General features: G+C 61.8%; 23 protein-coding genes. 7 read left to right on the top strand and 16 right to left on the bottom strand.

Annotation, left to right across the window (positions count from 1 at the left end; genetic code table 11):
- Window positions 1–17: 17 nt before the first annotated feature.
- The 3 genes from K3759_RS04315 to K3759_RS04305 all read right to left on the bottom strand — a co-directional run bounded on the left by K3759_RS04315 (window position 18) and on the right by K3759_RS04305 (window position 1717).
- Window positions 18–662, bottom strand: a complete 645-nt coding sequence (locus tag K3759_RS04315) for an SDR family oxidoreductase (protein ID WP_259984480.1) — start codon at window positions 660–662, stop codon at window positions 18–20.
- Window positions 663–705: 43 nt separating this feature from the next.
- A complete protein-coding gene (locus tag K3759_RS04310; protein WP_259984479.1) occupies window positions 706–1155 on the bottom strand; it encodes a DUF1178 family protein in 450 nt (149 codons plus the stop codon).
- A gap of 94 nt (window positions 1156–1249) precedes the next feature.
- A complete protein-coding gene (locus K3759_RS04305; RefSeq protein ID WP_259985562.1) occupies window positions 1250–1717 on the bottom strand; it encodes an NUDIX hydrolase in 468 nt (155 codons plus the stop codon).
- 111 nt (window positions 1718–1828) lie between these two features.
- Between K3759_RS04305 and modA the strand changes: the two genes are divergently transcribed.
- The 3 genes from modA to modC are packed head-to-tail and all read left to right on the top strand — an operon-like array spanning window position 1829 to window position 4333.
- A complete protein-coding gene (gene modA / locus K3759_RS04300) occupies window positions 1829–2566 on the top strand; it encodes a molybdate ABC transporter substrate-binding protein (RefSeq protein ID WP_259984478.1) in 738 nt (245 codons plus the stop codon).
- Window positions 2556–3248, top strand: a complete 693-nt coding sequence (gene modB, locus K3759_RS04295) for a molybdate ABC transporter permease subunit (protein ID WP_259984477.1) — start codon at window positions 2556–2558, stop codon at window positions 3246–3248. The genes modA and modB overlap by 11 nt, the downstream gene beginning before the upstream one ends.
- Window positions 3248–4333, top strand: a complete 1086-nt coding sequence (gene modC / locus K3759_RS04290) for a molybdenum ABC transporter ATP-binding protein (protein WP_409202502.1) — start codon at window positions 3248–3250, stop codon at window positions 4331–4333. Before modB ends, modC begins: the two co-directional genes overlap by 1 nt.
- Here the strand turns inward: modC and K3759_RS04285 are convergent, their stop codons facing one another.
- Both K3759_RS04285 and K3759_RS04280 read right to left on the bottom strand, forming a co-directional pair.
- Entirely contained in the window at window positions 4334–5101 is a 768-nt protein-coding gene (locus K3759_RS04285; protein ID WP_243262477.1) for an EcsC family protein, read from the bottom strand.
- Between the two features lie 51 nt (window positions 5102–5152).
- A complete protein-coding gene (locus K3759_RS04280; RefSeq protein WP_259985561.1) occupies window positions 5153–5632 on the bottom strand; it encodes a GNAT family N-acetyltransferase in 480 nt (159 codons plus the stop codon).
- A gap of 105 nt (window positions 5633–5737) precedes the next feature.
- Here K3759_RS04280 and K3759_RS04275 point away from each other — a divergent pair, with 105 nt between their 5' ends.
- Window positions 5738–6343, top strand: coding sequence for a flavin reductase family protein (locus K3759_RS04275; protein ID WP_259984475.1), 606 nt, complete (start codon window positions 5738–5740; stop codon window positions 6341–6343).
- Window positions 6344–6601: 258 nt separating this feature from the next.
- Here the strand turns inward: K3759_RS04275 and K3759_RS04270 are convergent, their stop codons facing one another.
- Complete coding sequence (locus tag K3759_RS04270) at window positions 6602–8233, bottom strand: SulP family inorganic anion transporter (RefSeq protein ID WP_259984474.1); 1632 nt, start codon at window positions 8231–8233, stop codon at window positions 6602–6604.
- Between the two features lie 288 nt (window positions 8234–8521).
- Between K3759_RS04270 and K3759_RS04265 the strand changes: the two genes are divergently transcribed.
- Both K3759_RS04265 and K3759_RS04260 read left to right on the top strand, forming a co-directional pair.
- Entirely contained in the window at window positions 8522–9394 is an 873-nt protein-coding gene (locus K3759_RS04265; RefSeq protein ID WP_259984473.1) for an S-methyl-5'-thioadenosine phosphorylase, read from the top strand.
- A gap of 159 nt (window positions 9395–9553) precedes the next feature.
- Window positions 9554–10084, top strand: coding sequence for an adenine phosphoribosyltransferase (locus tag K3759_RS04260; RefSeq protein ID WP_259984472.1), 531 nt, complete (start codon window positions 9554–9556; stop codon window positions 10082–10084).
- Here the strand turns inward: K3759_RS04260 and K3759_RS04255 are convergent.
- From K3759_RS04255 to coxB, 10 genes are all read right to left on the bottom strand, one after another.
- On the bottom strand, window positions 10081–11496 hold the full coding sequence (locus tag K3759_RS04255; RefSeq protein ID WP_259984471.1) for an FAD-binding oxidoreductase: 1416 nt from the start codon (window positions 11494–11496) through the stop codon (window positions 10081–10083). The two genes, K3759_RS04260 and K3759_RS04255, sit on opposite strands and share 4 nt — an antisense overlap.
- Before the next feature lie 129 nt (window positions 11497–11625).
- Window positions 11626–12210: a GNAT family N-acetyltransferase gene (locus K3759_RS04250; RefSeq protein ID WP_259985560.1), complete on the bottom strand. Its 585-nt coding sequence runs from the start codon at window positions 12208–12210 to the stop codon at window positions 11626–11628.
- Window positions 12207–13469: a pitrilysin family protein gene (locus K3759_RS04245; protein WP_259984470.1), complete on the bottom strand. Its 1263-nt coding sequence runs from the start codon at window positions 13467–13469 to the stop codon at window positions 12207–12209. Before K3759_RS04245 ends, K3759_RS04250 begins: the two co-directional genes overlap by 4 nt.
- Window positions 13466–14854 (bottom strand): threonine synthase, encoded by a 1389-nt coding sequence (gene thrC, locus K3759_RS04240; RefSeq protein ID WP_259984469.1) that lies wholly within the window; start codon window positions 14852–14854, stop codon window positions 13466–13468. The genes K3759_RS04245 and thrC overlap by 4 nt, the downstream gene beginning before the upstream one ends.
- Window positions 14855–14858: 4 nt before the next feature.
- Window positions 14859–15545: an SURF1 family protein gene (locus K3759_RS04235; RefSeq protein ID WP_259984468.1), complete on the bottom strand. Its 687-nt coding sequence runs from the start codon at window positions 15543–15545 to the stop codon at window positions 14859–14861.
- Window positions 15546–15640: 95 nt separating this feature from the next.
- Window positions 15641–16447: a cytochrome c oxidase subunit 3 gene (locus tag K3759_RS04230; RefSeq protein ID WP_259984467.1), complete on the bottom strand. Its 807-nt coding sequence runs from the start codon at window positions 16445–16447 to the stop codon at window positions 15641–15643.
- A 35-nt stretch (window positions 16448–16482) separates the two neighbouring features.
- Entirely contained in the window at window positions 16483–17058 is a 576-nt protein-coding gene (locus K3759_RS04225) for a cytochrome c oxidase assembly protein (protein ID WP_259984466.1), read from the bottom strand.
- Window positions 17058–17225, bottom strand: coding sequence for a cytochrome C oxidase assembly protein (locus K3759_RS04220; RefSeq protein ID WP_259984465.1), 168 nt, complete (start codon window positions 17223–17225; stop codon window positions 17058–17060). The genes K3759_RS04225 and K3759_RS04220 overlap by 1 nt, the downstream gene beginning before the upstream one ends.
- Complete coding sequence (gene cyoE / locus K3759_RS04215; protein ID WP_259984464.1) at window positions 17225–18160, bottom strand: heme o synthase; 936 nt, start codon at window positions 18158–18160, stop codon at window positions 17225–17227. Before cyoE ends, K3759_RS04220 begins: the two co-directional genes overlap by 1 nt.
- Window positions 18161–18220: 60 nt before the next feature.
- Entirely contained in the window at window positions 18221–19138 is a 918-nt protein-coding gene (gene coxB, locus K3759_RS04210) for a cytochrome c oxidase subunit II (protein ID WP_259984463.1), read from the bottom strand.
- A 179-nt stretch (window positions 19139–19317) separates the two neighbouring features.
- On the opposite strand from coxB, the gene tldD reads away from it, so the two are divergent.
- Window positions 19318–20739, top strand: a complete 1422-nt coding sequence (gene tldD, locus K3759_RS04205) for a metalloprotease TldD (RefSeq protein WP_259984462.1) — start codon at window positions 19318–19320, stop codon at window positions 20737–20739.
- The last annotated feature ends 74 nt before the right edge of the window (window positions 20740–20813 follow it).

Raw genomic sequence — 20813 nt, 5'->3', positions numbered from 1 at the left:
AGGTTATGCTGCGTGGCCTAGAACGGATGCGGACGTCCATCCCATGTCTCAAACGCGCCGGTCTGAGCAAGGTCCAGCGCGGCAATCCGTTGCGCAAGGCCTTGCGCAGACTCCGCGACGCTGATCTCGCCCTGATCGCCGCCCATATCCGTGCGCACCCAGCCGGGATGGTAGATGCCCACGGCGATGCCTTCGGGCTTGAGGTCGACCGCCAGATTGCGCCCCAGATTGATCGCCGCCGCCTTGGAGGCACGGTAGATATAGCTGCCGCCCGGTGCCCGCGTTGAAGACCCCATCTGCGAAGCAATGATCGCGATTTTCGCGCCCGAAGCAGCCCGTAAGTTGGGCAGCAGCGCTTGCACCGTCAGGAACACGCCGGTCACATTGGTCGCGAAACTCTGTGCCCAGAGATCGGCACCAAAGCCGGTTTCCAGATCATCGCCCTTATCAAGGTAGACGCCAGCATTGCAGATCAGCAGATCCAGCGGACGATCTTTCAACTGGGTGGCAAAGGTGGCGTGGCTTGCCGGGTCAGTCACATCCAGTGCGGCCTCCGCCCCCGCCCCGCGCGCGGTGCCGATCACCTCTTCGCCTGCATCTTTATACAGTGCAGCCAGCGCCGCGCCGATGCCCCGGCTTGCGCCGGTGATAACGATGGTCATGGGCGATCCTTTACAAAGAATGGGCCTTTACAAGAATGAGATTTCAGGAAAGCTGGCGTTTGGGTTTGAACGGCAGCGGCATTAGGGGCACGCCTTCCTCTACCAAGGCCCGCGCCTGATCCAGCCGCGCTTCGCCATAGATCGCACGCTCAGGAATGCGCCCCGCGTGCATGTCGCGCGCTTCGCGAACAAAGTTCTTGCCGACGTAATCCGATGTGGATTCCACCTTTTTGCGCAGCGCGGTCAGGGCTTTTTCAACATCGCTCGGAGGATTGGACAAGACGGGTACGGATTTTTCAGCCGCCTTGGGGGCCTCAGCCACGCTATCGCTCGACGTCACGCGCGGGGCCATCAGCGATTTGCTCACCTCGCCCGATCCGCAGACGGCGCAGCTTAGATGACCGGCACGGGCGAGGCTGTCAAAGGCTGCCGCCGATTGGAACCAACTGTCGAAACCATGCCCGGCCTCACATTTTAACGCATAACGGATCATTCGCCCGGTCCTTAAACTCTGTACTTTAAATGGGCTGCGGCGGGGGAGAGGTCAAGATGGGCAGGATTGGCCTGCAAGTCACATCTTTGCGCAGTTAACCCGCCAACCCACCACTGCGCGGGTCGAAATCGCGGATCAGCCGCGCCAGATCGGGGGCATCCACCAGCCGCGCGGCCTTCCGGCGCGAGCACCACATCCGCTTGCGCTGTCCCTTTTCCGGGAACTGTTTGGCCAAGGCTTTGACCTTTACCGGGTAGAGCATCGCCAGACAGGGCACTGCCCCGTCCTCACCCGTTTTGGCATAGCTATAGACGCCCAGACATTGCCCGCGCACTTGTCCAACAACGCCGCCCTCCTCCCATGCCTCGACCAAGGCCGAGGCCGCGGGGGTCTTCCCTTCCATCGGCCAGCCCTTGGGGATGATCCAGCGTTTGCTGCCGCGCGAGGTGATCAGCAAAACCTGCAACTTGCCACGTTTGCGCCGCCAGCAAAGTGCGGCAAACTGAATGCGCAGATCGTCCTTCTGTCCGCCATTCAAGGATATCGGTGCCTGTGTCGTCATCCGCTGCAGCCGCGCCCTTTGGCTGGTTGTTTTCGCTTTCACCCTAGCGTGGCGATCCCTGTCTGACCATATGCACTTGCCCCCCTTCAATGCATCAAAGATACTACCAAAATGATAAGATTTTGCGCCCTTCTGACCTTGCTATGCAGCCTCGCCCTGCCCCTTCGGGCCGAGGCACCGGTGACGGTCTTTGCCGCCGCCAGCCTGCGCGGCGCGCTGGAGGAGATCGCAGCGGCGTTTCCCACGCCCTTGGTCTTGGCCTATGGCGGGTCGGGCACGATGGCACGACAGGTCGCAGCCGGTGCGCCTGCAGATGTCGTTCTGCTGGCGAATAGCGACTGGATGGATTGGTTGGCGGATCAGGGGATCGCCGCCGCCGATGAGGCGCAGATCATCGCCCGCAACCACTTGGTTCTGATTGCCCCCTTCGGCACCGCCCCCCTGTCCCAACCTGCCGACCTGCCTGCCCGGCTTGGCCCCACGGGTCGGCTGGCCATGGGCCAGCGCGACGCGGTGCCCGCAGGCAGCTATGCCCGCGATTGGCTGACGCATGAGGGGATGTGGGAGGGTTTGCAAAGCCGATTGGCCGAGACGGACAATGTCCGCGCCGCACTGGTCTTGGTCGCGCGCGGCGATACGCCCTTTGGTGTGGTCTATGCCAGCGACGCCCATGCCGAGGTTGACGTGCAGATCGTCTATGAGGTCCCCGCCGACACCCATGCCCCCATCACCTATCCTGCCGCCGCCCTGACGCCCGCCGGCGCGGCTTTGGTCTCGTTTCTGACCACGAAACAGGCGCAGGCGATCCTCGAAGACCATGGTTTCGTCCGGGCCAATCATGGATCTTGACGCCGCCGCTTGGGCCGCGCTGTTGCTCTCGCTGCGGGTGGCAAGCGTGGCGATGCTCTGTTCGCTGCCACTGGCGCTTTGGGTCGCGTGGATTCTTGCCCGCAAGGAGTTTCGCGGCAAGGGTCTGCTGAGTGCGCTGGTCCATCTGCCACTGGTGCTGCCTCCAGTGGTGACGGGCTATCTGCTGCTGCTCAGCTTTGGCCGCAACGCCCCTTTGGGTCGGCTGTTAGAAAGCCTCGGCATCGGCCTTGCCTTTCATTGGACGGGCGCGGTGTTGGCCGCGCTGATCATGGGCTTCCCGCTGATGGTCCGCGCCATGCGGTTGGCGATCGAAGCGGTCGACCCCCGGATCGAGGACGCCGCCGCCACCCTCGGCGCGCCGCGCGTCAGCGTCTTCTGCCGCGTGACCCTGCCGCTGATCTTTCCCGGTATCCTCGCCGGAGCGGTGATGGGCTTTGCCAAGGCGATGGGCGAATTCGGTGCCACGATCACCTTTGTCGCCAATATCCCCGGCCAGACCCAAACCCTGCCCAGTGCGATCTGGACCGCCTTGCAGGTGCCGGGCGGCGAAAACCGCGCGCTGGCTATGGCGGCACTGGCTGGGCTGGTGGCGCTGGCCGCCGTGCTACTTTCAGAAGCCTTGGCGCGACGGGTCGCCAAACGGATTTCAGGGGCGGGGTGATGCTGGAGGTTACGCTGCGCCATGGGTTCGATGGCTTCGATCTGGATCTGTCTTTCACCACCCAAGGCGGGATTACCGCGCTCTTTGGCCGCTCCGGCGCGGGCAAGACGACGGTGATCAACGCACTTGCCGGATTGCTGCGCCCCGATGTCGGGCGCGTGGTGCTGGACGGTGAGGTGCTTTTGGATACACAGCGCGGCATCTGGGTGCCGCCGCATCGCCGCAGGCTGGGCTATGTCTTTCAAGACGCGCGGCTTTTCCCGCATCTGGACGTGCGCAGTAACCTGACCTTCGGCGCGCGCTACGCCCCGCGGGGCAGCAGGGGAGCTGGTCTTGATGATGTGGTCGCTCTTTTGGGGCTGGGCCCGCTTTTGGACCGCGCCCCGGCCACGCTGTCGGGCGGAGAGAAACAGCGCGTCGCACTAGGCCGGGCATTGCTCTGCCACCCTCGCCTGCTGCTGATGGACGAACCTCTGGCAAGCCTTGATGGTCCGCGCAAGCAGGAAATCCTGCCCTACCTCGAACGTCTGCGCGATGGAGCCTTGGGCTTGCCGATCCTCTATGTCAGCCACGCGGTGGACGAAATTGCGCGCCTTGCCGACCGTTTGGTGCTGCTGCAAAACGGACGGCTGAGAGCGCAGGGCGCGTTGTTTGACGTCATGGCCGACCCTGCTGCGGTACCTCTGCTGGGTGTGCGCGAAGCCGGCGCAGTGCTGGAAGCTGACGTCCTCGTCCATGCAGAGGATGGGCTCTCGACCCTTGCTGTGCGGGCGGGGCAGCTGGAATTGCCGGGGGTGCAGGCCCCCATAGGCGCGCGGGTGCGCCTGCGGGTTCTGGCGCAGGATGTGATCCTGTCCCGGCAACGGCCAGAGGGGCTGTCTTCGGTCAATATCCTGCCCGTGCGGGTTGATGCCGTGCATCCCGGCGACGGACCGGGCGCTGCCATCGCGCTGGATGCAGGCGGCGACCGTCTGCTCGCCCGCGTCACCGCCCGCGCGGTGCGCGATCTCGACCTGCGCGCGGGGATGGACTGCTATGCCATCATCAAGGCCACCACCGTGGCCCCCGGCAGTATCGGGCGCTGATCAAATTTTGGGCGGCGTTCGACCCATTTTCTGACGCAGCCGGGCGACCAGTTCTTCTTGCGGAATATCCGCCTCTATCGCCAATTTGCGCATGCCAAAATGCACATGGGCCATATCTTGGTAATAGCTGGTATAGGCATAGTTTGTCGCAGCCCCAGCTACTGCGCCCAATACCGGCACAGCTTGGGCCGCAAGCTTTTGGCCCAACACAACGGCAAGGCGCGGCGCCACACGAGCGATCACCGCGTTCATTGCACGCCCCGTAAGCGCCATCCGGACTGTCAGAAATCCCAGATCAGCCGTGTTATCATCGGCCAGCGGCCCTGCAGCGGTGAAGACATGCACGCAGTCGAACTGCACATTCTCAGCCGCCGGATCGAAACCATGTTCTGCGGCCACACCCTGAATAACCCGCAAAAGCAGCGTCGTGGTCACGGGCAGCTCGGCCAGCGCGGTGGGCAAGCCCCCGGCCCCGCCAGCGGCCCCCATGGCGGTCGAGACCGCTTGGTTCAGCCAGCCTTGCTGGTCCTTTACATAGCTGCGGCTAGAATGCGCGGCCTGCATCGCGTGGTTCAGCGCCTTCATCGTGGCGCTTTCGAGGTTGCGGCGCACGGCCCCCGGCAAACGGTCGATCAACCCATCCGCGCTGCCTCCGATCAGGTTCAGCACATGGATGCCCACGCCCCCGGCCTGCTTATAGCGGCGGGCGATCTCGTCCAGTCGTGCATCGACGTCGATGGTGCTGGGCAGGTTACTTTCGATCTGCATGGGCGTCCCTCTTTGAGCTTAGGCACAATGTGGGTCGGGAGCGGGGTAAAATCAATCGTACCAGCGGCGAACCTTACCGGTCACCCCTGCCCAAGCGTTCTCGGCCAAGGCGCGGCCCAGGACGCGGGCCGGGTTCGTCGGCGGGGGCATCTCGACATCTTGCAGCAGGGTAAAGCCAAAGCGGTTGTAGTAAGGGGCATCGCCCACCAGCATCACCCGCTCCCACCCCAGCGGGGCCGCCTGCGCCAGTGAGGTCTCAATCAAGGCTGCGCCCAGTCCTTCGCCCTGCCGTGTGGGGTGGACGGCAACGGGGCCCAGCAACAGCGCCGGCGTCGCGTCAATGCGCACCGGCCAATAGCGGATCGCGCCTGCCAGAATCCCACCGCTATCGCGCGCCACATGGCTCAGCCCCGCCATGGGCGGCACACCGTCGCGCAGCCGGTAAGACGACAGCGCCTCACGCCCCGGCGCGAAACAGGTGTCATAAAGCGCCTCAACCTCCCAATGGTCGGCGGGCCCCTCCGGGGTCATCTTGTAGAGCGTCTGATGCAAGGCCGGAGGCTTTCAGGAGCAATTGCGGGTGGCGCTGGACGTAGCATGAGGCTAGCCATAGGTGCAAACCATCAAGGAGTGTTCATGTTTTATCGTCCCGAAGACGGCCATGGTCTGCCGCATAACCCGTTTAACGCCATCGTCACGCCGCGCCCCATCGGCTGGATCTCCAGCCGCGATGGGCAGGGCCGCGACAACCTCGCGCCCTATTCGTTCTTTAACGCCGTGGCTTATGTGCCGCCGCAGGTGATGTTCGCCTCTACCAGCGCCAAGGATGATGTGGACGGCACCAAGGATTCGGTCGCCAATATCCGCGAGACCGGTGTCTTTTGTGTAAACATCGTTGAATACGCCGCGCGGGATGCAATGAACGTGACATCGGCGCAGTTGCCGCATGGAACCGATGAGTTTGAGCGCGCCGGGATCACCAAGGCGGAATGTGATCAAATCGCCTGTGCGCGGGTGGCCGATGCCCCGGCGAATCTGGAATGCAAGGTGACGCAGATCGTGCAACTGCCCGGTGAGGCGAACTTCGTCGTGTTTGGCGAGGTAATTGGCGTGCATCTGCGTGATGATTGCGTGGTGGACGGACGTTTTGACGTGACGCAGTACCAGCCGCTGTCGCGCATGGGCTATCGTGATTACACGGTTGTGCGGGAGCTGTTTGAGTTGAAGCGTCCGGATGATTGACGAGGGCCATCGCCTGCCCGCGGGTGGGCGAACTAACAGTGGTTGAAACCACTTTATGGCTCAGCCAAGATGCGCGTTTTCAATGTCGCGCCCGGCCTCACCCAATCGCCTACCCGGTCGCACCGAAGGTGCGCCAGTAATATTTAGGCACGCCTTTGGCGTGACGCGCGGGCAGGCGATGGCCCGGCGCCTGCGGCTTGATTCCGGGCTGAGGTGATCCAAACAGCCCGGCCCTTTCCACAAGCGCCAGGCATTTCTTTAGTGTCCGCCCAGAACCCCGGTGCGCACATCGTAGTCCACGGCCAATTCGTAATCGGGGTCATCGTCACTATCGACAATGAGATGCCCGGCCTTGTTCAGCAGACGGTGGCAATCGCGGCTGAGGTGGCGCAGCTGCAAGCGCTTGCCCGCGGCTTCGTATTTCGCGGCCATCGCCTCGATCGCCTGTAGGGCGGATTGATCCACCACGCGGCTGTCAGCAAAATCGACGATCACCACTTCGGGATCGTTTTCCACGTCAAACAGTTCGGCGAACCCATCTGCGGATCCGAAGAATAGCGGCCCGTGGATTTCATAAACCTTGGCCCCTTCCTCACGGATAGACTGGCGTGTGCTTGCATGGATACGGCGCGCGTTGTTCCACGCATAGGCCAGCGCCGAGACGATCACGCCGACGACCACCGCCACGGCAAGGTCTTCCATCACAGTAACCACGGTCACCAAGATGATGACAAAGGCGTCCATCAACGGCACCTTGCGCAGGATGGTGAGCGAGTTCCATGCGAAGGTCCCGATCACCACCATGAACATCACACCCACCAGCGCCGCCAGCGGGATCAGTTCGATCACCGAGGAGCCGACGAGGATGAAGAGCAGCAAAAACACCGCCGCGGCGATGCCCGCCACACGAGTGCGCCCGCCGGATTTGACGTTGATCATCGACTGGCCGATCATCGCACAGCCGCCCATACCGCCGAAGAACCCCGTGACGGTATTGGCCAAGCCTTGGGCGATACATTCTTGGCTCGCTCCGCCGCGCTTGCCCGTCAGATCGCCAACAAGGTTCAGCGTCAGCAGGGATTCGATCAGGCCAATGGCCGCAAGGATCACCGCATAGGGCAAGATAATCTCAAAGGTTTCCCACGTCAGCGGCACCATAGGAATATGCCACTCAGGCAGCCCCCCTTGGATCGAGGCCAGATCGCCCACGCGTGGCACATCAAGGCCAAAGCCGATCACCAGCGCGGCAATGATCCCGATACCTGCCAAAGGCGCCGGGATAATGCGGGTGATACGCGGCGTGACCCAAATGATTGCCATGGTTGCGGCCACCAATCCTAACATCATTACAAGCGGTTGGCCTGATAGCCACTCACCGCCGCCCATGCCGTGACCCGTATCGACCATCGTGCCGGGCACTTTAAACTGGCTCATCTGCGCCAGAAAAATCACGATGGCGAGGCCGTTAACGAAACCCAGCATGACCGGATGCGGGACCAGTCGGATGAACTTGCCCCATTGCATGACGCCCGCGAAGATCTGCAACAGCCCCATCAGCACCACTGTAGCAAAGAGGTACTCCACCCCGTGCTGTGCCACCAAGGCCACCATGACCACCGCCAAAGCGCCAGTCGCCCCCGAGATCATACCGGGCCGCCCGCCGATCAGCGCGGTGATGAGACCGACGAGGAATGCCGCATAAAGCCCGACCAAAGGATGCACCCCGGCAACGAAGGCAAAAGCCACCGCCTCGGGCACCAAAGCCAGAGCGACCGTCAGCCCCGACAGCAGTTCGATCCGCAGCCGCCCAACGGAGAAACCCTCATCCGGCATCCAGCGCAGATCGGTCACATCAAGGTTCTTGGCAAAATTGTGCAGCGTGGCGCGCATGGGGGCGTCCTTTGACTTTCGGAAAACGGATATAGCGCCCTGACCGCGACTGCGGGGCGCTTTGGGCTGCACCTAGAGGAAATTCACCGTGAAGAAAAGCGCTCTGGCCCATTCAGGCGGGGATTGCTGCAATGCAGAAACACTTTTCTGCAGGCGATGCCGTGCCTCTACCTGATTAAATTCCTGACAGAGACGTGTCTGGCATTTTAGTGAAAGCACTTGATCCTCGTTGCATTCTATGAGGTTCTTTGAGCTTCACTGGTAACCACTCAAAGCACAGGCTCCCCCATGACAGACACGAAAATCGCCGTAATCGGCGGCTCCGGTATCTATGACATTGACGGGTTGCAGGATGCCGATTGGGTTACCGTCGAGACACCGTGGGGCGCGCCTTCAGATCAGGTGCTGACCGGGACGCTGGATGGTGTCGCCATGGTCTTTCTTCCACGTCATGGCCGAGGGCATGTACATACGCCGACCTCTGTCCCCTACCGCGCCAATATCGATGCGTTGAAACGGTTGGGCTGTACCGATGTGATCAGCGTCTCTGCCTGCGGATCGTTTCGCGAGGAGATGGCGCCGGGGGATTTCGTGATCGTTGACCAGTTCATCGATCGGACCATGGCGCGAGAGAAGAGCTTTTTTGGACCGGGCTGTGTGGCGCATGTCTCTGTGGCACATCCGACCTGCCCGCGCTTAAGCGACGCCTGCCAATCGGCGGCGCGGGATTCAGGCATCAACGTTCACCGTGGCGGCACCTATCTAGCGATGGAGGGACCACAGTTCTCGACACTGGCCGAGTCCAAAATGTACCGCGAAAGCTGGGGCGCGGATGTGATCGGGATGACCAATATGCCCGAAGCGAAATTGGCCCGTGAGGCGGAGCTTTGTTATGCTTCGGTCGCCATGATCACAGACTACGACAGTTGGCACCCGGACCACGGCGAAGTCGATGTGACGCAGATCATCGCCACCTTGATGGGCAACGCTGACAAGGGCCGTAGCATGGTATCGCGTCTGCCGGCGCTGTTGGGGTCCGAGCGCGCCCCCTGCCCGCACGGCTGTGACCGCGCCTTGGAGTTTGCGATCCTGACCCAGCCGGATGCGCGGGATCCGGAAATGCTGGCAAAGTTGGATGCGGTGGCGGGGCGGATGCTTTGAACGCGGGCGCTGGTGCGCGTGGCTGGGTGCGGACGGTATTTAGGAAAGGATGAAGGGAAAGGGGGCGGTGGTCCCCTTTTCTGCTGGGCGAGGATTGGGGTTTGCGACAGGGGTGCGGCGCGCTATGACGGGTCGGGTTGAAACACGCGGAAGGGCGGCATGAAACAGGTTCAAGACTATATTCGCACGATTGTAGATTTTCCCCATGAGGGGATCATGTTTCGTGACGTGACAACGCTTTTTGCCGATCCGCGCGGGTTTCGCATGGCGATCGACCAGATGCTGCATCCCTATGCGGGGATCGACATTGATAAGGTGGTGGGGCTTGAGGCCCGGGGCTTTATTCTCGGCGGGGCGATTGCGCATCAGTTGAGCGTAGGTTTTGTACCGATCCGCAAAAAGGGCAAACTGCCGGGCACGGTGATCAGTCAGGAATATAAGCTTGAATATGGCGAGGCCATTGTCGAGTTGCATGACGATGCGATCAAGCCGGGGGAGAAGGTTCTGGTTGTTGACGATCTGCTGGCCACGGGCGGTACGGCTGAGGCCGGAATTAAGTTGATCGAACGGTTGGGCGGTGAGATTGTATCTTGCGCGTTTATCATTGATTTGCCGGAACTAGGCGGGCGCAAGCGGTTGGAAGCGCTTGGCAAAGAGGTCCATGCGCTTTGTGCTTTCGACGGGCTTTAAGCCCTTAGGACGGCACCGGGGTTCATGATACCCTTGGGATCGAGGGCCGCTTTGATGGCGCGCATCGCAGTGAGTTTGGCGGGGTCGCCGTAGCGTTCGAGGTCATCGACCTTGATGCGGCCCACGCCATGTTCCGCGCTGAACGAGCCGCCGAGGTCGTGGACGAGGTCGTGCACCAGACGTTTCACGCCTTCGCGTTGATCTTCGTAATCAGCGCGGGTTTTGCCCTTTGCGGGGAAGACGTTGTAATGCAGGTTGCCGTCCCCGACATGGCCGAAACAGTTGATCCGAAAATCGCCAAGAGCCAAGAGCGCATCGGTGGCGCGGGTGATGAATTCGGGGATCGCGCCGAGGGGCACCGAGATGTCGTGGCTGGAGACCGAGCCGATCAGGCGGTTGGCCTCGGGGATGGTTTCACGGATGGTCCAGAAGTCTTTGGCCTGTTGGGCGTTCTGGGCGATGAGGCCGTCTGAGACGAGGCCCGCTTCCAGCGCGGCGGCGAATAGCCTTTCGAGCGCAGCGTCGGTGTCAATCTCTCCGGGTGTGCCAATCTCGATCAACACGCACCAATCGGGGGCTTCGGCGAAAGGCTGGCGGACATGGGGAAGGGTTTCGTTAAGAAAATCGAAACCTTGGTGGTGCATCAATTCAAAGGCGCTGATCATTTCGCCCAAGTGATCGCGCGCGAGGGAAAGGAGCGATAGCCCCGCCGCTGGGCTTTCGACCACCAGAAGCGCGGTGCCACTGCGTCCCGGTCGGGCGTAGAGTTTGAGGGCGGCGGCGGTGATCACGCCCAGCGTGCCTTCGGCGCCGATCAGCAGGTTGCGCAGATCGTAGCCAGTGTTGTTTTTGCGCAGGCGGGTGAGGCCGTGCCAAATCTGGCCGTCGGGCAGGACGGCTTCAAGGCCGAGGCAGAGGTCGCGGGCATTGCCGTAGCGCAGCACGCCGGTGCCGCCGGCGTTGGTCGAGAGCGTGCCGCCGATGCGTGCTGTGCCTTCGGCGGCAAGCGACAGGGGGAAGAGACGGTTTGCGCCATCGGCGGCTTGTTGAACCTCGGCGAGGATCACACCGGCTTCGGCGACCAGCACGTTTTCTTCGGGCAGCACGGCGCGGATGCGGTTCATGCGTTCGAGTGACAGGATCAGCGGAGCGGGGCCATCGCTGCTGATCTGACCACCGACGAGGCCGGTGCCGCCGCCATAGGGCACGACCGGGACGCGGGCGGCATGGGCGACGCGGATCAGGGTAGCGACTTCGTCCGTATTGCGTGGCAGGGCCAGCACGCCGCCCTGCCCGGCATAGCGGCCACGTGGCTCTTCGAGGTAGCGCTGCTCGGGCTTGCGCAGCATGTCGTCGGGGAGTTGCGCGCGCAGGGTATCGGTGAAGGCGGTGTCAGCGGGGTTCAGTGTCATGGCTCTTTGATCCTGTGTGCGGCGGGGGGATACAAGGGCAAAGCGTTTGATCTGCCACTTAGGGTGCTTGGTCTGCTCCGCCGGCGAAGCTTCCGCAGTCGAGGGGCGTCGCGTGTAGTGGGCACAAGTCTAACCGACATCCGTGCGGCCACGCCGATCTTTGCGTAATGAGGCATAGAGGACATGGGTGCGCCAGCGGCCGTCGATTTGCAGATAGCTCTGGGCCACCCCCTCATATTTGAAGCCGGCCTTCTCAAGCAACCCGCGGGAGGCTTGGTTTTCAGGCAGACAGGCGGCTTCGATGCGCGAGAGATCAAGCCGGGTGAAGGCCTGATGCACCGTCGCCTCTATCGCCTCGCGCATGTAGCCTTGGCGGGCGAAGGGTTCGCCTGTCCAATAGCCAAGCGTGCCGGATTGCGCGGGGCCGCGGCGGATGTTGTCGAGGGTAATCGCGCCGACGAGGTTTTGGTCGCTGCGGCGGATCAGGAACAGCGGCATGGCATTGCCCGAGGACACCGATCGCTGCGCCCAGTAGACGCGGTTGGTGAAGGCCTTGCGGGTGAGGTGATCTTCGGCCCAGGTCGGCTCCCAGGGGCGCAGGTAATCGTTGCTGGCGCGACGCAGCGCGGACCAAGCGCGGAAATCGGCGTGGATCGGCGGACGCAGGGTCAGCCGTTCGGTCTCAATCCGCAGTTTGCGTCGGCCCAGCATCAGGCAGCGCGACGGGCGTGGAGTTCGGCCAATGTGGGGGCCGCGTCAACAGGGCCGTAGAGGGCCAGCGCTGCCGGGGCCTGAGTGGCCATACGCTCGGCGAAATCGCGCACGTCGCCGGTGGTCACTGCGTCGATCTGCGCCACGGTTTCTTCGAGCGGCGGGACGCGGTCCCAGATCTGGATCAGACGGGCCAGACGTTCGGCGCGGTTGGAGGGGCTTTCCAGCCCCATAAGCAGTCCGGCCTTCATCTGCGCGCGGGCGCGGGCGACTTCGGCGGGGGACATGTCGGAAGCGGCGCGTTTCATCTCGTCAATGGTGATGTTTGCCAGTTCGGGCAGTTGTTCGGCACTGGTCCCGGCATAGATTGTGGTCATGCCGGTGTCGGCATAGGCGCCGGCTTGGGCGAAAATCGTGTAGCAGAGGCCGCGGTTTTCGCGGATCTCTTGAAACAGGCGCGAGGACATGCCGCCGCCCAAGGCAGAGGCGTAGATCTGCGCGATATAGATATCGTCGGAGCGGTAGCCGGGGCTTTCAAAGCCAAGGGCGAAATGCGCCTGCTCAAGCTGTTTGACCTGCCGGAACTCACCGCCGCCGAAGCGGGCGCTGTCGACTTCGTAGAGCTTCTTGGACGGCATGTCGCCAAAGAGGGTTTCGGCGAGTTTGACGATTTTGTCGTGGTCCACCGCCCCGGCGGCTGAGAGGATCATCTGTTCAGGCCCGTAGTGATCTGCGATGAAAAGTTTCAGATCGTCGCGGGAGAAGGCCGAGACGCGTTCGGATGGGCCGAGGATGGTGCGGCCGATGGGCTGATCGGGGTAGGCCTGCTCTTGCAGCCAATCGAAAATCACATCGTCGGGCGTGTCGAGCGCTTGGCCGATCTCTTGCAGGATCACGCCGCGTTCGACCTCGACTTCGGAAGGGTCCAGCACCGGGTTGCGCAGGATGTCGGCGATCACGTCGAGGCCGAGCGCCACGTCGTTTTCCAGCACGCGGGCGTAATAGGCGGTGACTTCGCGCGAGGTATAGGCGTTGATATAGCCGCCCACGTCTTCGATGGCTTCGGCGATTTGCAGCGAGGAACGGGTCGCGGTGCCTTTGAAAGCCATATGCTCAAGGAAATGCGCGATGCCGTTTTGTTGGGGCGTTTCGTGCCGTGCGCCTGCGTTCACCCAGACGCCGATGGCGGAGGAGGCGAGCCCCTCCATATGTTCGGTGACGATGCGAAAGCCGTTGGGCAATGTAGTCTGTTGGAGGCTCACGCGGGGAGGTTTCCTTTGATATGCGCTTTCAGCGCGTCGAGGTCATTTGGCAGCCGGGTGAAACGTTCTTCCCGGTCGAAAAGGTCCGCCATGCGGGGCGGCAGCGGGGGGCGAATGCCGGTGGCGGCTTCGACCGCGTCGGGGAATTTGGCCGGATGCGCGGTGGCGAGGGTGACCATTGGAATGGCCGGGTCGCGCTGCTCATCCGCGACCTTCACGCCGACGGCAGAATGCGGGCAGAGCAGTTCGCCCGTGGTGCGGCGGCGGTCGGTGATGGTGGCACTGGTTTCTTCTTCTGAGGCGCGACCTGAGCGGTAGGTGTCTTGCAGCGCTTGCATCGCGCCTTGGGAGACGTCGAAACCGCCCTGCCCCAACTCGTCCATCAGCTGCGCCACGGCACCGGCGTCGCGGTTGTAGGCGTCAAAGAGGGCGCGCTCGAAATTGGACGAGACTTGGATATCCATCGAGGGGCTGATCGAGGGGGTCACGCCGCCCTTGTGATAGCCCTGTCCCGACAGGCAGCGGTGCAGGATGTCGTTCTGGTTGGTGGCGACCACCAGATCGGCGATGGGCAGGCCCATGCGTTTGGCGATGTAGCCCGCAAAGATGTCACCGAAATTGCCTGTGGGCACGGTGAAGCTGATCTCGCGCAGCGGCGCGCCAAGGCTGGTGGCGGCGGTGAAGTAATAGACCACCTGCGCCAGCACCCGGCCCCAGTTGATCGAGTTCACCCCCGCCAGCCGCACGGAATCGCGGAAGTCGAAATCGTTGAACATGTCCTTCAGGCGGGCTTGGCAGTCGTCGAAGTCACCGTCGATGGCGAGAGCGTGGACGTTGGATTCCGACGGCGTCGTCATCTGGCGGCGCTGCACGTCCGATACCCGGCCATGCGGGTAGAGAATGAAGACATCGACGTTATCCAAGCCCTTGAAGGCTTCAATCGCGGCAGAACCCGTGTCGCCCGAGGTCGCGCCGACGATGGTGACGCGCTCGCCCTTGCGGCCCAGGGCGGCTTGGAACATCTGCCCGATAAGTTGCATGGCGAAGTCTTTGAACGCCAGCGTTGGGCCGTGAAACAGTTCCAGCAGGAAGTGGTTCGGGGCCAGTTGCACCATGGGTGCGCGGGCGGTGTGGCCGAAACCCTTGTAGGCGCGGGCGATGATGGCGCGAAATTCGTCATCGGTAAACGTGTCGCCGATGTAGGGGCGCATGACGGTAAAGGCGACCTCTTCGTAGCTTTGACCCTGCATGGCCGTGATCTGGTCAGCGCTGAGTGCCGGGATCGTTTCAGGCACATAGAGGCCGCCGTCACGGGCCAGGCCGGTTAGCATCGCCTCTTCGAAGGACAGGACAGGGGCAGAGCCACGGGTAGAAATATAGCGCATGGGGTCAGTCGACTTTCGGCGTTGCAGGGGCGCGGCGGCGGCGCAGGAAAAGGACGGTCATCGCCAGCCAGATGGCGGCGAGGGAAAACCAGGTGATCGCATATTGCAAGTGATCGTTGGGGATGCGGGCGGTATCGACGGGCAGCGGGGCGATCTTCGGGTCACCCCCCTTGGTCTCGCGGGCGACGACGAGCAGCGGTTCGGTGTTAAGGGTCTCGGCCATCAGCGGCACGTCGCGGGCGAACCAGATGTTGCGGTCGGTGTCGGCCTTGGGCGTGAAACTGTCGACCTCTTGGGGCCATTGCAGATTACCGATGATGCTAGCGGGGCCAGCGGGGTTTACCGCGTCTTTATTCTCGGTCGCAGTGAAACCCAGATCGACGAGAATGCGGCGGCCTGCGTCCAGCGTCAGCGGCGCGATGATGCGATAGCCTGCGCCCTTTTGCTTTTGGCTCACCAAGACATACAGCGCGTCCGCACCGATCTCTCCCTCCACCGTCACGGGCAGATAGGCGTCGGCCTCAGAGTCAGGTTGGGCGGGCAATTCAACAGGCGCGGCGGTGATGCGGGCGTTGATGTCGGCGACAATTGCTTCTTTCCATGCCAGCCGTTGCACTTGCCATACCCCAAGCGCCACGAGGATGGCCGCCCCGCCAAGACCGACGATGATGAAGAACAGGCTGCGCCGCATGCTACTCTCTCAGGCTGAAACGACAAACGCGCGAAGAAGGCTTCGCGCGTTTGGGTTTTACGGGTGTGGGGCGCGGATGCAACCCCGCCCGGATATTAGGGCGTGCCCCACATGTAGACGGCGAAGAAGAGGAACAGCCAGACCACATCAACGAAGTGCCAGTACCAAGCCGCCGCCTCGAAGCCGACGTGGCGTTCGGGGGTGAAGTGGCCGCGCATGGCGCGCAGCAGGCAGACAAAGAGGAAGATCGTGCCGATGATCACATGGAAGCCGTGAAAGCCGGTCGCCATGAAGAAGCTGGAGAAATACATGTCGCCGCCGAAGGTCCAATCGTCATGAACCAGCAGTTCGTAGTATTCAAAAGCCTGCAGGGCTGTGAAGAAAACGCCGAGGACGACAGCGATGGCCAGACCTGTGATCAGGTCTTTGCGGTTGTTTTCATGCGCCAGTGCATGGTGGGCCCATGTCACGGCACAGCCCGACAGCAGCAGCACCAGCGTGTTGATCAGCGGCAGGTGGAAGGCGTCAACCGCGTGGATTTCGGGTTTGACGTATGTGGTCCCGGCATATTCGTACATCGGGTAGAGGGCCTGCTTGAAGAAAGACCAGAACCACGCAACGAAGAACATGACTTCGGACATGATGAAGAGGATGAAACCATAGCGTAGGCCGATCCGCACCACACCAGTGTGATCGCCCACTTCGCTTTCGGTTACAACCTCGGCCCACCATGCAAACATGACGTAGCACACAGCGATCAAGCCGCCGAGGAAGACAAAAGGCGTCATCCCGTGCATCCACAGGACGGCACCGGCAAGCATGACGAAGCCAGCCAGCGAGCCCAGCAGCGGCCAGGACGAGGGGGCTAGAATATGGTAGTCGTGGTTCTTTGCATGGGCCATGGTTTCGGGTCCCTCACCTTTGTTTAATCAGGTCGTTAATTGGTTGCTGTGGCGCTGTCCTGATCGAGGGCGGCATAGCCTTCGGGCAGGTCAATTTCGTAGAATGTATAAGACAGTGTGATGGTATGTACAAACTTCCCATCACGGTCGTTGACCATTTCTGGATCAACAAAGAAGCTGACCGGCATCTGCACCCGTTCGCCGGGAACAAGCACCTGCTCGGTAAAGCAGAAACAGTCGATCTTCTCGAAAAAGGCCCCGGCAGTGTAGGGGGTGACGTTGTAGCTCGCCTGCCCCGCCACCGGTTTATCGGTGGGATTATAAGCCTCATAGAAGGCCAACCCCGTCTCACCGATGCGCACTTCCATTTCGCGGACCACCGGTTTGAATTCCCATGGCATGCCGTCGTTCAGCGAGCCGTCAAAGCGGACCTTTACCGTCTGGTCGAGAACTTCACCGCTGGATGCGCTCACCTGCCCCGGCGTACCGCCAAAGCCGGTGACCCGGCAGAACCAGTCGTAAAACGGCACCGACGCCCAGGCGAGACCGCCCATCAGCACCACGACACCGACAGTTTGCATCACTGTTTTCTGAGGACCGGAGAATGCCATTACTGTGTCACCTCACGCTGGTTAGCCGGCAGTTCGAAATCAGTTTGGGTGATTTTGACGTAGGTCAGCGCCATAATCAGCACCACAAAGGCAGCCAGCATCAGCCCGACTCCGATGTTGCGGCTCCGGCGGCGTTTGTGCAGCTCATGCTCAGGACGAAAGCTCATTACCAGCCCCCTAACCCAAAGGTGCGCAGGGCGGCTTCGCCCAAGATCGCGCCGAAATGCAGGAAGAGATAGGCCAGCGACAGACGAAAGAACTTGCGCTCTTCGGCGTAGTCGTCGGCTTCGGCCATCACCTCATCGCGGTTCCAAATGCGCCATGCTCCCAGCAGGAACGCGGCGTTCAGTACCAAGGCCACAGCGAAGTAGAAGATACCACCGATAGCCGTAAAGGACGTGCCGATCGCCAGAGCGGCCAGCAGAACGGTATAAATCAGGATATGCAGCCTCGTGGCCGGGCGGCCGTGGGTCACAGTCAGCATCGGCACTTTGGCGTCGTCATAGTCAGAGCGCATGAAGAGCGCCAACGCCCAGAAATGCGGCGGGGTCCACATGAAGATCAACGCAAACATCAGCCATGCCTCGACCGAGAAGCTGCCGGTGGCGGCGACCCAGCCAATCACGGGCGGGAAAGCCCCGGCGGCACCGCCGATAACGATGTTCTGCGGCGTCAAACGCTTGAGCCACATGGTGTAGAAAACGGCATAGAACAGGATGGTGAACAGCAGCATTCCGGCGGCCAGCAGATTCGTCGCCAGCCCCAGCATCATCACCGACAGCCCCGACAGCGCGACACCAAGGGTCAAAGCTTCGCCAGGCTGCACACGGCCCGATGGGATGGGACGCCCGCGGGTGCGGCGCATCACAGCGTCAATGTCCGCATCCCACCACATGTTCAACGCGCCCGAAGCACCGCCGCCGATGGCGATGAACAAGATGGCGCAGAAGCCGACGATCGGGTTCACAGACACCGGTGCGGCCAGCAGCCCCACAAATGCGGTAAAGACAACAAGCGACATCACACGCGGCTTGAGCAGGGCAAAGTAGTCCCCCAGCTGCGTGTCGTATTCACTTGTCGGCGTATTGGTGATGTCAGTCATCCCGAACCTTCCCAGGGTAAACGCGGGGCAAAGGCTTTGGCCCTGCCCCGCGGAACTGGCTTATTTAGAAGCGACGGTCAGCGGCTGTTCGATGCCCGCATATTCCGCCTTGGCTTTACCAAGCCACTCGGCATAGGCCGCTTCCGAGACGACTTTGACAGTGATCGGCATATAGGCGTGGGCCTGACCGCAAAGCTCGGAACATTGACCGAAGTACACGCCTTCCTGTTCGGCAGTGAACCAAAGTTCAGCCAAACGGCCCGGTACGCCATCCTGTTTCACGCCGAATGCGGGGATGGTCCAAGAGTGGATCACGTCGCTTGCGGTAACCTGCACCACGATGGTCTTGCCCACGGGGATCACGACCGATGTGTCGGTGGCCAGCAGGAAGTCTTCGCGGGCATAGCCTTCGTCTTCGAGCTTGGCGACCATCGCGTCGTTCAGCACGAAGGGGATCACATCTTCATCGCCGTCACCCAATGTGGCAGGGGCACCGATCATGTAGCTGTCAAAGGCGATCTCTTCGTCGACATATTCATAGGTCCAGTACCACTGGTTGCCCGTCGCTTTGATCGTGATGTCTGCCTCAGGGATTTCCTGCTGGCGGAACAGAATGGGCAGCGAATAGGCCCCGATCAGCACCAAGACCAAAATCGGCAGGATCGTCCAGGCGATCTCAATCGGCGTGTGGTGGGTGAAGGACGACGGGTTCGGGTTCCGCTTTTTGTTGTAGCGGATCATGACCCAGATGATCAGACCAGTCACGAAAAGGGTGATGATCGTGATGATCACGAGAATCAGGTAGTCGAGGTCGTGGATATCCTGCGCCACCCGCGTAACGGCGGGTTGAAAGCCTGTCTCGCCGTCAACAGGTCTGCCGATGACATCAAGCCCGTCAATGCGCAGGCTGTCCTGTGCCAATGCAGGCAGGGCGGCAAGGCTGGTCAAAAGACCGGAAAGGGGGAGTAGATGTTTCATATGTCGTCCTGATCTTGTGACCATTAAGAAGCCGATTAGACACCTGAACCACTGCTGCGATCCGGTGCCGTTGTAATCCTGGGTGCTTACAATCATATTCTGCCTACAAGATAAAGTCACATGCTTGCGTCATAGGGACGCGCGAGACAGTTTTGTGACAGCAAGCAAGGATATCCCCAATGAGCAGCGCGCATTTCACCCCCTTCGAGGCCGATCTGGACCGAGAAACCGCTCTGAGCGTGCTGCGCGAGGCCGTGGCCGGTGCCGATGACGGCGAATTGTTCCTCGAACGGCGCCGCTCCGAGGCGTTGGTTTTTGATGACGGACGCCTCAAAACGGCAAGTTATGATGCCGCCGAAGGTTTCGGCCTGCGCGCCGTGCGGGGTGAGGTTGCAGGCTACGCCCATTCCACCGAACTCAGCGAAGCCTCCCTGCGCCGCGCATCCGAGACGGCGCGGCTTGCGGTGGGCGATGGCGGCGGCACTTGGGCCGATGCACCTCAGGCCAGCAACAAGCGGCTTTATACGGACGAAGACCCGATTGCCGGCCACGCCTTCCCGGTGAAAGTGGATACCCTGCGCGAGATCGACGCCTATGCTCGCAGCCTCGATTCTCGCGTGGTGCAGGTGAGTGCGACGATTGCCGCGAGCATCCAAGAGGTTGAAATTCTCCGCCCCGAGGGGCATTCGGTGCGCGACGTGCGCCCCATGACGCGGGTCAATGTTTCGGTCATCGTCGAGCAGGACGGCCGCCGGGAGAGCGGCGGTGTCGGCGGTGGTGGGCGGATCGGGCTTGATGGGATGCTGGCACCGGAGGATTGGCAGGCCAAGGTCCGCGAAGCGCTGCGGATCGCCTGTGTGAACCTTGAGGCCGTCCCTGCCCCGGCGGGTGTAATGGACGTGGTGCTTGGCCCCGGCTGGCCCGGCATCCTGCTGCATGAGGCCATCGGTCATGGGCTTGAAGGCGATTTTAACCGCAAGGGTTCAAGCGCCTTTGCCGGCTTGATGGGTCAACAAATCGCGGCCAAAGGCGTGACCGTTTTGGACGATGGCACGATCCCCGACCGCCGCGGCTCAATCTCTGTCGATGACGAAGGCACCCCTTCGGCGCGAAATGTGCTGATCGAAGACGGCAAGCTGGTAGGCTACATGCAGGATCGCCAGAACGGGCGACTGATGGGCGGCGCCTCAACCGGCAACGGACGGCGGCAGTCCTACGCGCATATCCCGATGCCGCGGATGACCAACACCTATATGCTAGGTGGAGACGCAGCGCCGGGTGATATCGTGGCGGACCTCAAAGACGGGATCTATGCCGTTGGTTTCGGTGGCGGTCAGGTGGACATCACCAATGGCAAGTTCGTGTTCTCCTGCACCGAAGCCTACCGCGTGCAGAACGGCAAGGTCGGCGCGCCGGTCAAAGGGGCCACGCTGATCGGCGACGGAGCCACGGCATTGAAACAAATTCGCGCCATCGGCAACGACCCGACGCTGGACCCCGGCATGGGCAACTGCGGCAAACAGGGGCAATGGGTGCCGGTGGGGGTCGGGCAGCCTACTTTGATGATCGGCGGACTGACGGTAGGCGGGGCCGCAACCTGAGGGCACGCCTAAGTTGACTCGAATGGGTGAGGAAAAAATTCATAGGTTGTTAAGCACTAAATCCTATACCTGAT

Origin of the sequence: Sulfitobacter sp. W027 (assembly GCF_025143985.1) — a bacterium.
Lineage (GTDB): Bacteria > Pseudomonadota > Alphaproteobacteria > Rhodobacterales > Rhodobacteraceae > Sulfitobacter.
This window is presented reverse-complemented; position numbering and strand designations above follow the sequence as displayed.

Coding starts and splice junctions, on each gene's coding strand:
- K3759_RS04315 (WP_259984480.1), bottom strand. CDS start 662: ATGACCATCGTTATCACCGGCGCAAGCCGGGGCATCGGCGCGGCGCTG.
- K3759_RS04310 (WP_259984479.1), bottom strand. CDS start 1,155: ATGATCCGTTATGCGTTAAAATGTGAGGCCGGGCATGGTTTCGACAGT.
- K3759_RS04305 (WP_259985562.1), bottom strand. CDS start 1,717: ATGACGACACAGGCACCGATATCCTTGAATGGCGGACAGAAGGACGAT.
- modA (WP_259984478.1), top strand. CDS start 1,829: ATGATAAGATTTTGCGCCCTTCTGACCTTGCTATGCAGCCTCGCCCTG.
- modB (WP_259984477.1), top strand. CDS start 2,556: ATGGATCTTGACGCCGCCGCTTGGGCCGCGCTGTTGCTCTCGCTGCGG.
- modC (WP_409202502.1), top strand. CDS start 3,248: ATGCTGGAGGTTACGCTGCGCCATGGGTTCGATGGCTTCGATCTGGAT.
- K3759_RS04285 (WP_243262477.1), bottom strand. CDS start 5,101: ATGCAGATCGAAAGTAACCTGCCCAGCACCATCGACGTCGATGCACGA.
- K3759_RS04280 (WP_259985561.1), bottom strand. CDS start 5,632: ATGACCCCGGAGGGGCCCGCCGACCATTGGGAGGTTGAGGCGCTTTAT.
- K3759_RS04275 (WP_259984475.1), top strand. CDS start 5,738: ATGTTTTATCGTCCCGAAGACGGCCATGGTCTGCCGCATAACCCGTTT.
- K3759_RS04270 (WP_259984474.1), bottom strand. CDS start 8,233: ATGCGCGCCACGCTGCACAATTTTGCCAAGAACCTTGATGTGACCGAT.
- K3759_RS04265 (WP_259984473.1), top strand. CDS start 8,522: ATGACAGACACGAAAATCGCCGTAATCGGCGGCTCCGGTATCTATGAC.
- K3759_RS04260 (WP_259984472.1), top strand. CDS start 9,554: ATGAAACAGGTTCAAGACTATATTCGCACGATTGTAGATTTTCCCCAT.
- K3759_RS04255 (WP_259984471.1), bottom strand. CDS start 11,496: ATGACACTGAACCCCGCTGACACCGCCTTCACCGATACCCTGCGCGCG.
- thrC (WP_259984469.1), bottom strand. CDS start 14,854: ATGCGCTATATTTCTACCCGTGGCTCTGCCCCTGTCCTGTCCTTCGAA.
- K3759_RS04235 (WP_259984468.1), bottom strand. CDS start 15,545: ATGCGGCGCAGCCTGTTCTTCATCATCGTCGGTCTTGGCGGGGCGGCC.
- K3759_RS04230 (WP_259984467.1), bottom strand. CDS start 16,447: ATGGCCCATGCAAAGAACCACGACTACCATATTCTAGCCCCCTCGTCC.
- K3759_RS04225 (WP_259984466.1), bottom strand. CDS start 17,058: ATGGCATTCTCCGGTCCTCAGAAAACAGTGATGCAAACTGTCGGTGTC.
- K3759_RS04220 (WP_259984465.1), bottom strand. CDS start 17,225: ATGAGCTTTCGTCCTGAGCATGAGCTGCACAAACGCCGCCGGAGCCGC.
- cyoE (WP_259984464.1), bottom strand. CDS start 18,160: ATGACTGACATCACCAATACGCCGACAAGTGAATACGACACGCAGCTG.
- coxB (WP_259984463.1), bottom strand. CDS start 19,138: ATGAAACATCTACTCCCCCTTTCCGGTCTTTTGACCAGCCTTGCCGCC.
- tldD (WP_259984462.1), top strand. CDS start 19,318: ATGAGCAGCGCGCATTTCACCCCCTTCGAGGCCGATCTGGACCGAGAA.